At 59.1% G+C, this 13,618-nt stretch carries 10 protein-coding genes; 3 read left to right on the plus strand and 7 right to left on the minus strand.

All coding sequences use genetic code 11. The features are described 5' to 3' along the window. Positions 1-144: 144 nt before the first annotated feature. Positions 145-4,047 carry an ATP-dependent RNA helicase HrpA gene (gene hrpA, locus SPH27_RS01595; RefSeq protein ID WP_182072701.1) on the plus strand — a complete coding sequence of 1,301 codons (3,903 nt, stop codon included), beginning with the start codon at positions 145-147 and terminating at the stop codon, positions 4,045-4,047. 42 nt (positions 4,048-4,089) lie between these two features. Here hrpA and SPH27_RS01600 read toward each other — a convergent pair whose 3' ends face one another. From SPH27_RS01600 to SPH27_RS01615, 4 genes are all read right to left on the minus strand, one after another. Beyond that, positions 4,090-4,749: an O-methyltransferase gene (locus SPH27_RS01600; RefSeq protein ID WP_182072703.1), complete on the minus strand. Its 660-nt coding sequence runs from the start codon at positions 4,747-4,749 to the stop codon at positions 4,090-4,092. A 75-nt stretch (positions 4,750-4,824) separates the two neighbouring features. Beyond that, on the minus strand, positions 4,825-6,204 hold the full coding sequence (locus SPH27_RS01605; RefSeq protein WP_182072705.1) for an efflux transporter outer membrane subunit: 1,380 nt from the start codon (positions 6,202-6,204) through the stop codon (positions 4,825-4,827). Beyond that, complete coding sequence (locus SPH27_RS01610) at positions 6,201-7,283, minus strand: HlyD family secretion protein (protein ID WP_039262559.1); 1,083 nt, start codon at positions 7,281-7,283, stop codon at positions 6,201-6,203. The genes SPH27_RS01605 and SPH27_RS01610 overlap by 4 nt, the downstream gene beginning before the upstream one ends. Positions 7,284-7,305: 22 nt before the next feature. Next, positions 7,306-8,958 (minus strand): MFS transporter, encoded by a 1,653-nt coding sequence (locus SPH27_RS01615; protein WP_182072707.1) that lies wholly within the window; start codon positions 8,956-8,958, stop codon positions 7,306-7,308. A 203-nt stretch (positions 8,959-9,161) separates the two neighbouring features. Between SPH27_RS01615 and SPH27_RS01620 the strand changes: the two genes are divergently transcribed. Next, on the plus strand, positions 9,162-9,956 hold the full coding sequence (locus SPH27_RS01620; RefSeq protein ID WP_182072709.1) for a YdcF family protein: 795 nt from the start codon (positions 9,162-9,164) through the stop codon (positions 9,954-9,956). 53 nt (positions 9,957-10,009) lie between these two features. Here the strand turns inward: SPH27_RS01620 and gap are convergent, their stop codons facing one another. Next, positions 10,010-11,011, minus strand: a complete 1,002-nt coding sequence (gene gap, locus SPH27_RS01625) for a type I glyceraldehyde-3-phosphate dehydrogenase (RefSeq protein ID WP_029740556.1) — start codon at positions 11,009-11,011, stop codon at positions 10,010-10,012. A 189-nt stretch (positions 11,012-11,200) separates the two neighbouring features. On the opposite strand from gap, the gene cybB reads away from it, so the two are divergent. Then, a complete protein-coding gene (gene cybB, locus SPH27_RS01630; protein ID WP_094935257.1) occupies positions 11,201-11,731 on the plus strand; it encodes a cytochrome b561 in 531 nt (176 codons plus the stop codon). A gap of 44 nt (positions 11,732-11,775) precedes the next feature. Here cybB and SPH27_RS01635 read toward each other — a convergent pair whose 3' ends face one another. Both SPH27_RS01635 and SPH27_RS01640 read right to left on the minus strand, forming a co-directional pair. Beyond that, positions 11,776-12,843 (minus strand): oxidoreductase, encoded by a 1,068-nt coding sequence (locus SPH27_RS01635; RefSeq protein WP_064672465.1) that lies wholly within the window; start codon positions 12,841-12,843, stop codon positions 11,776-11,778. A gap of 13 nt (positions 12,844-12,856) precedes the next feature. After that, positions 12,857-13,600: a DeoR/GlpR family DNA-binding transcription regulator gene (locus SPH27_RS01640; RefSeq protein ID WP_182072711.1), complete on the minus strand. Its 744-nt coding sequence runs from the start codon at positions 13,598-13,600 to the stop codon at positions 12,857-12,859. Positions 13,601-13,618: the final 18 nt, after the last annotated feature.

A 13,618-nucleotide genomic window follows, 5' to 3' on the forward strand; every position in this document is an offset into this window, starting at 1 on the left:
TTCACAATCCTGCCACAGAGATAGCGCAATATATCGAAGCCTATGTTCGAATTTTTTGAATAAGGCGCTAAAGGCGTCAATGTGGTACTCTATAGCAATCATTAAAAAGAGAGTTTATCAGGGCGTGTACTGCCCTTTAACGCTATGACAGAACAACAAAAATTAACCTTCCCGATGCTCCTGCAACAGCTTGATTCTCTGATGCTGCGCGACAAACAGCGCTTTGCCCGCCGTCTGCACGGCGTGAAGAAGGTTAAAAATCCTGATGCACAACAGGCCATTTACCAGGAGATGGCGAAAGAGATTGAACAGGCGGCAGGGAAAGTTGTGCTGCGCGAAGCCGCGCGTCCGGCAATTACCTACCCGGAAAACCTGCCCGTCAGCCAGAAAAAACAGGACATCCTTGAGGCCGTCCGCGACCACCAGGTGGTGATTGTCGCGGGGGAAACCGGCTCGGGGAAAACCACCCAGCTGCCGAAAATCTGTATGGAGCTGGGGCGCGGGCTAAAAGGGCTTATTGGCCACACCCAGCCGCGTCGACTGGCGGCGCGCACCGTGGCGAACCGTATTGCCGAAGAGCTGCAGACGGAGCCGGGCGGCTGCATCGGTTACAAGGTGCGATTCAGCGACCACGTTAGCGATAACACCATGGTCAAGCTGATGACCGACGGTATTCTGCTGGCGGAAATCCAGCAGGATCGTCTGCTGATGCAGTACGACACCATCATCATTGACGAAGCGCACGAGCGCAGCCTGAACATCGACTTCCTGCTCGGCTATCTGAAAGAGCTGCTGCCGCGTCGCCCGGATCTGAAAATCATCATCACCTCCGCGACCATCGACCCTGAGCGCTTCTCAAAGCATTTCAACAATGCGCCGATTATCGAGGTGTCAGGACGAACGTATCCGGTGGAAGTGCGCTATCGCCCGATTGTGGAAGATGCGGACGATACCGAGCGCGACCAGCTGCAGGCTATCTTCGACGCCGTTGACGAGCTGGGCAACGAAAGCGCGGGCGACATCCTGATCTTCATGAGCGGCGAGCGCGAAATCCGCGATACCGCCGATGCGCTCAGCAAGCGCGACCTGCGCCATACGGAGATCCTGCCGCTTTACGCGCGCCTGTCAAACAGCGAGCAGAACCGCGTATTCCAGCCGCACGGCGGGCGACGCATCGTTCTGGCGACCAACGTGGCGGAAACCTCGCTGACCGTACCGGGGATCAAATACGTGATCGACCCGGGCACGGCGCGCATCAGCCGCTACAGCTACCGTACGAAGGTTCAGCGGCTGCCGATTGAGCCGGTGTCTCAGGCATCCGCCAACCAGCGTAAAGGCCGCTGCGGCCGCGTGTCGGAAGGGATCTGTATTCGTCTCTATTCCGAAGATGATTTCCTGTCGCGCCCGGAGTTCACCGACCCGGAAATTCTGCGCACCAACCTGGCGTCCGTTATCCTGCAGATGACCGCGCTGGGGCTGGGCGACATCGCGGCGTTCCCGTTCGTCGAAGCGCCGGACAAACGCAACATTCAGGACGGCGTGCGTCTGCTGGAAGAGCTCGGCGCCATTACCACCGACGAGCAGGCGACGGTCTACAAGCTGACGCCGCTGGGCCGCCAGCTAAGCCAGCTGCCGGTGGATCCGCGTCTGGCCCGTATGGTGCTGGAAGCGCAGAAGCACGGCTGCGTGCGCGAGGCGATGATCATTACCTCGGCGCTCTCCATTCAGGATCCGCGCGAGCGTCCGATGGACAAGCAGCAGGCGTCTGATGAAAAGCATCGTCGCTTCCACGACAAAGAGTCCGACTTCCTCGCCTTCGTGAACCTGTGGAACTATCTCGGTGAGCAGCAGAAAGCGCTCTCCTCGAACCAGTTCCGCCGCCAGTGCCGCGTGGATTTCCTCAACTACCTGCGCGTGCGCGAGTGGCAGGATATCTACACCCAGCTGCGCCAGGTGGTGAAAGAGCTGGGCATTCCGGTCAACAGCGAGCCGGCGGAGTACCGCGAAATTCATATCGCGCTGCTGACCGGCCTGCTGTCCCACATTGGGATGAAGGATGCTGAAAAGCAGGAGTATACCGGCGCGCGTAACGCCCGTTTCTCCATCTTCCCCGGTTCCGGCCTGTTCAAGAAGCCGCCGAAGTGGACCATGGTCGCGGAGCTGGTGGAAACCAGCCGCCTGTGGGGACGCATTGCCGCGCGTATCGATCCGGAATGGGTGGAGCCGGTGGCTCAGCACCTGCTGAAACGATCGTACAGCGAACCGCACTGGGAGCGCGCGCAGGGCGCGGTGATGGCGACCGAAAAAGTGACCGTTTACGGCCTGCCGGTGGTCGCCGCGCGTAAGGTCAACTACAGCCAGATTGACCCGGCGCTCAGCCGCGAGCTGTTTATCCGTCACGCGCTGGTGGAGGGTGACTGGCAGACGCGCCACGCCTTCTTCCGCGAAAACCTGAAGCTGCGCGCGGAAGTGGAGGAGCTTGAGCACAAGTCCCGCCGCCGCGACATTCTGGTGGACGACGAGGCGCTGTTTGAGTTTTACGACCAGCGTATCAGCCACGAGGTTATTTCCGCTCGCCATTTTGACAGCTGGTGGAAGAAGGCCAGCAAAGAGACGCCTGACCTGCTCAACTTCGAAAAGAGCATGCTGATTAAAGAGGGGGCGGAGTCGGTCAGCAAGCTCGACTACCCGAACTTCTGGCATCAGGGCAACCTCAAGCTGCGTCTGACCTATCAGTTTGAACCGGGTGCCGACGCGGACGGCGTGACCGTTCATATTCCGCTGCCGCTGCTAAACCAGGTCGATGAGGGCGGGTTTGAATGGCAAATCCCCGGCCTGCGCCGCGAGCTGGTGATTGCGCTGATCAAATCCCTGCCGAAACCGGTGCGCCGTAACTTTGTGCCTGCGCCAAACTATGCGGAAGCCTTTTTAGGCCGCGTCACGCCGCTGGAGCTGCCGCTGCTGGACGCGCTGGAGCGCGAGTTCAGACGCATGACCGGCACCACCATCGACCGCGAAGACTGGAACTGGGATCAGGTGCCCGATCACCTGAAAATCAGCTTCCGCGTGGTGGATGATAAAAACAAAAAGCTGCTGGAAGGGCGCTCCCTGATTGAGCTTAAAGAGGCGCTGAAAGGCAAAGTTCAGGAGACGCTTTCTGCGGTGGCGGACGACGGTATTGAGCAGAGCGGGCTGCACATCTGGAGCTTTGGTCAGCTTCCGGAAAGCTACGAACAGAAGCGCGGTAACTATAAGGTCAAAGCCTGGCCGGCGCTGGTGGACGAGCGCGACAGCGTGGCGATCAAGCTGTTTGATAATCCGCAGGAACAGCAGCAGATGATGTGGCGCGGGCTGCGTCGCCTGCTGCTGCTCAACATCCCGTCGCCGATCAAGTATCTGCACGAGAAGCTGCCGAACAAGGCTAAGCTCGGGCTGTACTTTAACCCGTACGGCAAGGTGCTGGATCTGATTGACGACTGCATCTCCTGCGGCGTGGACAAGCTGATCCACGAGGCGGGCGGTCCGGTCTGGACGGAAGAGGGCTTTGCTCAGCTTCATGAAAAGGTGCGCGCAGAGCTGAACGACACCGTGGTGGAGATAGCCAAACAGGTCGAGCAGATCCTCACCGCCGTGTTCAATATCAACAAGCGCCTGAAGGGGCGCGTGGATATGACCATGGCGCTGGGGCTGTCGGACGTGAAGGCGCAGATGGCGGGGCTGGTCTATCGCGGCTTTGTCACCGGCAACGGCTTTAAGCGTCTGGGCGATACGCTGCGTTATCTGCAGGCGATTGAAAAACGTCTGGAAAAAATGGCTATCGACCCGCACCGCGATCGCGCGCAGATGCTGAAAGTGGAGAGCGTGCAGCAGGCGTGGCAGCAGTGGTTAAACAAGCTGCCGCCGGCGCGCCGCGACGATGAAGACGTGCAGGCGATCCGCTGGATGATAGAGGAGCTGCGCGTCAGCTTCTTTGCCCAGCAGCTCGGTACGCCGTATCCGATTTCGGATAAGCGTATTCTGCAGGCGATGGAGCAGATTTCCGGTTAAAACCCGGTTTTCTCCCTCTCCCTGTGGGAGAGGGTATCATTTTCACCCGTTCACTATTGCCAGCGTAAACCCATCCCATCCCTTAACCCCCACCGTTTGCAGCGCGGTGGCGGTTAGGCGCGGGTTATCCCCAATCATTTCGATAAAACGCCGCACCCCCAGCACGCGCGCGTCGTCGCTTTGCCCGTTAATCACTTCGCCATCGCGCACCACGTTATCGCCAATGATTATCGTGCCGGGACGTGAATAGTGCAGCGCCCACTCCAGATAGCCTGGATTGTTTGGCTTATCGGCATCAATAAAGATCAGGTCGAACGGCGGAACGTCACCGAAATTCTCCAGCGAGCTCAGCGCCGGGCCTTCAATCAGTTCAATGCGATCGTTCAGCCCCGCGAGGTGAATATTCTGGCGGGCCACATCGGCATGCGTCGGGTCAGCCTCGAGCGTAATCAGCTTTCCGTCCGGCGGCAGGGCGCGCGCCATCCAGATTGAGCTAAAGGCGCCCAGCGTACCGATCTCAAGAATGCGTCTTGCCTGGGTCATGCGCACGAACAGCGCCAGCAGCTGCCCCTGATTGGCCGCAACATCGTGTTCGGGTAGCCCGGAGCGCTTGTTGTTTTCCAGTACCTGATGAAGCACGTCATCGTCAGGGATTAGCGAAGAAATCATGTAATTATCTACTGCAGACCATTGTTGATGCATAGATTGACTCCCTGGATTTTTCTCCCTCTCCCTGTGGGAGAGGGTCGGGGTGAGGGCATCAGCGCGCAAGGCGGTTCACGCGCTCTTCCAGCCGCCGCCCAGCGCCCTGTACAAATCGATCTGCGCCAGCAGCAGGTTATTTTTCACCTGCACTACGCTGGTCTGAACCGAGTACAGCGTGCGCTGCGCGTCCAGCACGTCCAGATAGGAGGAGTAGCCGTTGCGATTGCGGTTCTGCGCAATGCGCAGCGTCTCCTGCGCCACCTCCTGCTGGGCAAGCAGCTCCGTCAGCTGTTCCTGATAGCGCGTAATAGCATCGAGGCTGTTGTTCACTTCGGCAAACGCGTTACGCACGGTTTTTTCATAGGCGTACAGCGCCTGGTTACGCTGGGACTGGGAAATATCCACCTGCGCATTCAGCGCCTGGCGGTTCAGCAGCGGGGCGAGAATACTGCCCCCGACGCTCCAGAGCTGAAGCGGGTTGTCCAGCAGGCCGGACAGGGTGCGATCCTGTATCGATCCGGTCGCGGTCAGGTTGATCGACGGCAGCAGGCTCGCGCGCGACGCGGCAAGCGAGGCGTCGGCCGCAACCAGCTGGCGTTCGGCCTGAACGATATCCGGCCGACGGTTCAGGAGCGTAGAAGGCAGCTGTGACGGCAGCGTCAGCGGCGTTAGCGCCTCAAAGCTTTCACTGCGCGCTACCGCGCCGGGATTGCTTCCCAGCAGCAGGCTGAGGGCGTTCTCCTGCTGTGCAATCTGATGCTGCAGCACGGGAACCTGCGCTCGCGTCGAGCGGAGTTCGGAATCCGACTGCATCAGCTCCAGACGCGAGCTGTAGCCCGTCTCAAACTGACGTTTCGCGAGGTTAAATGCCTCTTCGCGCGATTTCAGCGTGGATTCGGTCACCCGCAGCTGTTCGTCAAGCGAGAGCAGGGTGACGTACCCGGACGCAACGGAAGACGCGAGGGTCAAATCCGCGGCGGCAGCGGCGGCTTTTTGCGCCGCCAGTGAGGCTTCGGCGGCACTGGCCGTGCTGCGGTTGACGCCCCAGATATCCACGTCATAGCTCGCCGTCAGGCTGCCTCTGTACAGCGTGCCGTAGACCGGCAGCCCGGTCGCGGCGGATTGCGAACGGGCGCGCGTCCCCGTTACGCCCGCGTCAAGCGACGGAAACAGGCTGCCGTCGGCCGCAAAGACCCGCGCCTGATACTCGTTAATTCGTTCGAGGGCGATCAGCACGTCGCTGTTGTTCTTTAGCGCCCGATCCACGTAGCGGTTGAGGTTGTTGTCGTGAAAATTGCGCCACCAGAGCTGCTCCGCCGGGCTGGCAGGACCGGCGTCAGCGCGCCACTGGGCGGGGATTTGCAGCGTTGGCTGCGCCGGTTTTACGTCGACGGACTGGCATCCGGCGAGCATTACCGCCAGCACCAGACCGACTATCGGGCGAAGGGTCATTGTTTGCCCTCCCGCGTATCAATGGTCACCTGCACCGACATGCCCGGACGCAGCAGGGCGGACTCCTCAGGCTTGCCGAGCACCTCGATGCGCACCGGAATACGCTGGGCGATTTTGACAAAGTTGCCGGTGGCGTTGTCCGGCGTGATGGCGCTGAATTCAACCCCGGTTGCCGGCGAGATGCTCTCCACGCGGCCCTGATACGCTTTGTTGTTTAGCGCATCGACTGTGAATTTGACAGGCTGACCAACGCGCAGCTCCGCGAGCTGGGTCTCTTTAATATTGGCAATGACCCAGTGCTGAGGTGGGACGAGGGTGGTGAGATGGGTCCCTGCGGTTACGTACGCCCCGAGACGCACGGCAATCTGGCCGAGCTGGCCGTCGCGCGGGGCGATGATGCGGGTGTTTTGCAGGTCTATCTGCGCCAGCTCCAGCGCCGCTTTCGCATTTTCGACATCCGCCTCCAGCGCGCCGCGGTTCACAATTACCGTCTGCAGATCCTGACGCGACATCTCAAGCAAGGCTTTGGCCTGCTCGATGTCGGCGCTGCCCTGGGCCGCGCTGGCCAGCGCCGCGTCGCGCTCGCGAATGGAAAGCGAACCGTCCGCCGTCAAATCCTTCACGCGCTTTAAATCCGCCTGGGTTTTCAGGCTCTGGGCGCGGGCATTTTTCAGCGCCGCGTCGTTTTTGGCGATCGTCGCTTCGGCGCTTTTACGCTGCTGCAGGTTGTTATTGAGCGCGGCAATTTTCATCGCCAGCTGTGCCTCGGCCTGATGCACGCGCTGACGATAGATACGGTCATCAATCTGCAGCAGCAGGTCGCCTTTTTTAACCTGCACAAAGTCCTGAACCTTCACCTCGGTGATATAGCCATTCACCTGGGGGCTGATGAACGTCGTCTGACCGCGCACGTAGGCGTTGTCGGTAAACTGCGCGTGGCGGGTGAACGGCGGCAGCTGCCACGCATAAAGGATCACCAGCACGCCGACAATACCGATGGCAGCGGCGGTGAAAACGGAAACAATGCGCACATTTTTGCGGGTGTTGGCCTGCTCTTTAGCGGCATCCTGCTGACTCATAAACTCTCCAGAAATATTTCAATTATTTATTGCCGGTGGCGTTCTTAAGCGCCATACGGGCAGTGATGCGCAGGCGCAGCAAGCGCCATAAAATCCAGACCAGCGTGGCGGCAGCGATGCCCGCCGTCAGCAGATAAGTATCGTTGTAAGCCAGAATATTCGCCTCAAGCGTCGTCACCGTTTGCAGCTGCGTGATCGCCTGCGTTCCCAGCAGCGAACTGTCGCCAATCAGGCTCCGGTACATCTGGGTGTAAATCTGGATACGCTCGTTGACCAGCGGATTGAGCGTGGTGAGCTGGTCCGCCAGCAGGCTGGAGTGGTACTTCTCGCGCCAGGTCTGGAAGGTTCCGAGGATCGCGGAGCCCAGCAGGCCGCCGAGGTTCTGGCTCATGCCGAACATTACCGAGAAGCTGACCAGGTTGCGCGGGTCGGCGATCACCCCGCCAATCGCGGCCAGCATGGCGGGCGCCAGGAAGAAGGCGCTGCCGAAGCCCAGCAGAAACTGGCTTAGCATCAGCTGATCCGGCCGGGTCAGGTTGTTGGACTGGCTGTCCAGCAGCGAGGCAACAATCATCAGCGCCAGAGAGGTGATGATTGGCCACGCAAGTTTCGTCGGCTTGATGGTCAGACAGCTGGTGACGATCCCGCAGACGATCCCGGCGAAAATGGACCACGCCAGGTGGGTCATCTGCTCATTCTGTAACCCCACGTACTGCAGCCAGCCGATGACCCCGGTGTTTTGCTCTGCCAGCACGATACGGATCAGCAGCATGATCAGCCCCAGACGGACGATGCTGCCGCTCGACAGCCAGCGGGTGTTCAGCAGCGGGTTGGCGCGGTTATGTTCAAAGACGATGGCAGCCACAATTAATACCAGCGACAGCGCCAGTGACCAGCCGATCCACGGCGCCTCGAACCACCAGTCAAGGCGGCCCAACGAGAGCACGGCGCAGAGCAGGGCCATTCCGGGGGCCATTAAAAAAAAGGTGATGAAGTCTTTCTTCTCAAAGACCTTGCGCCTGTCGCCCGGGGGCAGTTTTAAGGCTATCACGCAGGCCAGGCAGATCAGCGCCAGCCCCAGTTCGAAGAAATAGAGCCCGCGCCACTCGTCCAGCTGCAGCAGTTCGGTGGAAAACAGGCGGGCCAGAGGGATGGCGAGCGACGACCCGGTAATCCCGATGGTGAGCGCCTTCAGGCGGTGCTTCGCAGGCCAGGCCTGGATCTGATAGTAAATCCCCAGCGAGCTGAGCGCGGCGGCCACCATCCCGTGCGCGGCGCGAACCATCAGCGCAGAGCTGAGATCGTTAACGAACAGGTGGAAAAAGGTCACCAGCACGTACAGCACCAGAAAACCTTCCGTGAAGGCGCGCAGACCGTACTGCTGGCGGAACTTGACCAGCAGCAGGTTGATGGAGATGTTGGTCATGACGTAGACCGCGGGAAGCCAGGCGATTTCGGTCGACCAGGCCCCGAAGGTTCCCTGCAGGTTTTGCAGGTTGGCGGTCACCACCGCATTTCCCAGCGCTCCCGTCAGGCACACCAGCAGGCCAACGACGCCGTAGGCAATGCGTTTTGGCGTACTGTGCTCGGGTGTGGAAGGCGAACCCAGCAGGGCGGGTTTCTCATGTGGCTGCCACTCGCGAGGAGCATAAGGGTCGCGTTCGGGCAGGCGCATAACGTCGTTTACCTTAGAAATAATTGAATAATTAGCGGGCTAGCGATTCTACGTCTGCCGCAAATGATAATTCAAGTGAATATGATTTACGCATGTTAATCAAATGTAGAAGGGAAGTTTAAGGAAAAAGAGCGGCCCGATGTCGCCGTTGTGTTGAGAACCTGAAGTCGCTACCCTGAAGGGATAGAGAGAAGGAGTTCATCATGGAACAGCCCCATTTTCCCATCCTGCCGGATGCCACGCTGGCGGCCATCAATACTGTCGGTGAATGGCTGGCGCAGGACGACCTGAGCGGCAGCCGCCAGCCCCCGGACGTCGATGCGGTCATCCTGGCAGGAAACGCGGTGATCCCGACCATTGATACGGCCTGCCGTATTGCCACGCAGAGAGACATCCCGCTCCTGATTAGCGGCGGTATTGGTCATTCAACCGCGTTTCTATATGCCGCTATCGGCAGTCATCCGCGTTATCACACCTTGCCCGTCGAAGGGCGGGCGGAAGCGAGCATTCTTGCCGACATTGCGCGGGAGTTCTGGCAGATCCCCGAGACGCGCCGGTGGATTGAGGATCAATCCACCAACTGCGGTGAGAACGCGCGTTTTAGCTGGAACATGCTGAAACAGCATCAGCGAGCGACCGGGCGGGTGCTGGTGGTGCAGGACCCGACGATGCAGCGCCGTACGATGGCAACGTTTGCCCGCGTGTGTTGGGATGAGCCCGTGTCACCGCAGTGGATAAGCCATCCCGGGTTTACGCCAACGCTGCAGAATGGCAAAGAGGGCGCGGAGTTTAGCGCGGGCAATAGCGGACTGTGGCCCGTTGAGCGCTACCTGTCACTGGTCCTGGGGGAACTGCCGCGTTTGTACGATGACGTTAACGGCTATGGTCCGGCCGGGCGGGATTTTATCGCGCACGTTGAATTCCCGGATGCTGTGATTGCCGCATGGGAACAGTTACAGCAGGACCCGGTTCTGAAGGGGGCGCGTAAAATAATCTAAGCACGGAACCATTCCCTCGCCCCATTGGGGAGAGGGTTAGGGTGAGGGGAAAATCACAGCGCCGCAAACTTATCCAGCGTCCGCACCAGCTGCGTCACGAAACCGTACTCGTTGTCATACCAGGCTACCGCTTTCACCAGCTGCAGCTCTCCCGCTTCTGACACCTCCGTCTGCGTGGCGTCAAACACCGAACCATAATGCGAGCCAATCACATCGGACGACACAATCTCTTCGTCGGTATACCCGAACGATTTATTGCCCTGCGTCGCCTTTTTCAGCGCGGCGTTGATCTCCTCAACGGTCACTTTCTTGCCCAGAATCGCCACCAGCTCGGTTACTGAACCCGTCTTTACCGGCACGCGCTGCGCGTGGCCCTTCAGCTTGCCGCTGAGCGCAGGGATCACCAGACCGATGGCCTTTGCCGCACCGGTGGTGTGGGGAATGATATTCTCTGCCGCCGCCCGCGAGGCGCGAAGGTCTTTCCCGCGCGGGCCATCCACCAGCGCCTGCGTACCGGTATAGGCATGGATGGTGGTCATGGTGCCCACTTTTATTTCAAACGCATCGTTCAGGGCTTTCGCCAGCGGGGCGAGGCAGTTGGTGGTGCAGGATGCGACGGAAATAATGGTGTCACTGGCGTCAATGGTGTCGTCATTCACGCTGTAGACGATGGTTTTCATCTCGCCCGCAGGCGCAGAGATCAGCACTTTCTTCGCCCCGGCGTCCAGGTGCGCCCGTGATTTCTCTTCAGAGGTATAAAAGCCGGTGCACTCCACGACGATATCCACGCCTGCGGCTTTCCACGGAATGTGCTTCGCCTCTTTTTCGGCGTACACCGCAATGGTTTTTCCGTCGACAATCAGCGCATCCTCGGTGAAATCGACGCTCCACGGGAAGCCACCGTAGTTGGAATCATGCCTGAGCAGGTAGGCCAGCACTTTCGGTGAGGTGAGGTCGTTGATGGCGACGACGGTATTGCTGTCCTGGGTTTCAAGAAGGCGACGCAGTACAAGGCGCCCAATGCGTCCAAAGCCGTTAATGCCAATTTTACTCATGGTGTTCTCCTGTAAACGTGTCGATGCGACAGTTTGAACTCATCCAGGCTTAGACCATCACGGGTAGGGCGGCAATTGAAGATGCTTCATGCGGGAGGAAGTATTTGAAAAACCATACAGAAAAGTTAATGAATTTTTAAGGAAAGGAGATTATGTTGGCGCGATAACTGTTTTAAATCGGGAAATCACATGCGCAATAAATATACAAGCCTGCAAATCGGCATCCACTGGCTGGTGTTTCTGTTAATCATCGTCGCCTACTGCGCCATGGAGTTCAAAGGTTTCTTCCCGCGCACCGCGCGTCCAGCGATCAATATGATCCACGTCTCGTGCGGTATCAGTATCCTGGTGCTGATGGTGACGCGTCTGCTGGTTCGCCTGAAATTCCGCGCGCCGCCGATTCAGCCGAAGCCAAAAGCGATGGTGACGGGGATGTCCCATCTGGGGCACCTGGTGGTGTATCTGCTGTTTATTGCGCTGCCGCTGATTGGCATTGTGATGATGTATAACCGTGGCAGCGACTGGTTTGCGTTTGGCCTGGCGATGCCGCATGCGGCGGAGTCCAATTTCGACCTGGTTGATATGTTGAAAGAGTGGCACGAGACGCTGGCGAACCTGGGCTATTTTGTGATTGGCCTGCACGCGGCGGCGGCGCTGATGCATCACTATTTCTGGAAAGATAATACTCTTCTGCGCATGATGCCGAAAAAGCGTTCGTAGTCTTTAACGCTTGCCGGGTGGCGCAGCGCCACCCGGCTTGTTTTTTAACCCAGCAGCGCACGCTCTTCGGCAGTTAACGCCAGCGCCTGCGTTGATCCCGTCTCCGACGACTTCACCGCCGCTTCCAGCACGGCCATGACCGCCAGAGCCTCAACAGGGTGGACAGGGTTGGTGATTTTCCCGAGCAGCGCATCACGTACGTTGACGTAATACTGGCGCTGATCGCCTTTCGGGGTTGGGATCGTCTGCGGTGCGCCGTCGGCCCCAAAGAACACCATGCTGTCGCCGTCTTCGCCCCAGGTTTCACTGCCGGGGATCACCCCTGCGAGCAGCTGCGCTTCCTGCTGGTCGATTCTGGCTTTCACCACGCTGCCCTTGTCCCCGTGGACGCTAAAGCGCGCCGTACCACCAGCAACCAGCATGCTGGCGTGCAGAATGACCTTATGCTCCGGGTAGTTTAAGACCACGTGCGCCCAGTCGTTAATTTCTGCGCCGTCGCGCAGCGTCGCGATATTCCCCTGAACCGACTCCGGCAGTCCAAAGAGCTGTAGCGTCTGGTCAATCAGGTGAGGGCCCAGATCAAACCACAAACCGCTCCCGGGGACGTTCTGCTCGCGCCAGCGCACGCGCACTTCCGGGCGGAAGCGGTCGATGTGCGATTCCAGGTGTTTAACCTTGCCGAGCGTGCCTTGCTCAATAATCTGCTTAATGCCGAGGAAATCGCTGTCCCAGCGGCGGTTGTGGAAGACGGAGAGCAGCAGCTGCTTTTCATCCGCCAGCGCAATGAGGTCGCGGGCTTCCTGCATGTCGAGGGTAAAAGGCTTGTCCACGACCACGTGTTTCCCCGAGTTCAGGGCCAGCGTCGCCAGCGGGGCGTGCGTGGCGTTGGGGGAGGCAATCACCACCAGATCGATATCAGGATGCTGAATGGCCTCTTCCGGTGTCGCCACCACCTGTACGTCCGGCAGATCGCGTTTAACCTTTTCTTCATCACGAGAAGAGACCACGGCCAGCTTAATCCCGTCCACCGACTGGATCAGCGGGGCATGGAAGGTTTTACCGACAAATCCATACCCGATCAGCGCAATGTTGATTGTTTGAACTTTACTCATGACCTTCTCCACGTTAATTGGCGCACACCGTAACCTGCAGTGCGCTATGGTCCCCAAGCTCAGGCCAGGGACGATCTAAAAAGAGTTGTTGAATGCTGGATAACCCGGAAACCAGATACGGCTCGCAGCGGTTAATTTTCAGGTGGTCGGCGACAATCCAGTGCGCGTGGCTTGCGTCCAGCATCGCGCGTTTAACCTCGGCATCCGCTTCTTTACCGGCGCTCAAACCGAGTTCGGCATGAATGGCGCACGCCCCAAGAATGGCGATATCTGCCCGATAACGGGACAGCAAAGACAGCGTGGCGCTGCCGGCAAACAGTCGCTGCTTGTGGTCCCATTTCCCGCCGAGCAGGATCAGCTCAATATCTTCCCGGTCGCTAAAATGCTGGGCGATATCCAGCGAGGGGGTAATAACGGTGAGCGGCCCCTGAAGAAAGGTGGCGACGGCCATCACCGTGCTTCCGGCATCCAGAAACAGGGTGGAGCCCGGTGGAATCTGCTGTGCGACCTGTTTACCCAGGCGCTGTTTGGTCTCCGGCAGCAGCGTATTGCGTCCCTGACGGTTCATGGCGGAGAGGTTGAGCGCGATGGCGCCGCCGTGGTTCTTCTGCGCAAGGCCCTGGTTTTCCAGGTCGGTCAGATCCCGACGGATGGTATCCGCTGAAACCTGCAGCTTTTCAGCCAGGTCGGTGATGCTGGCCTGGCCTTGCTCGCTGAGGATATCCAGGACGTAGCGTTGACGAGCGGTTTTGTGCATGGGAGTACATTCCTGCAA

Source organism: Enterobacter sp. A103 (genome assembly GCF_034427535.1).
Lineage (GTDB): Bacteria > Pseudomonadota > Gammaproteobacteria > Enterobacterales > Enterobacteriaceae > Enterobacter > Enterobacter asburiae_B.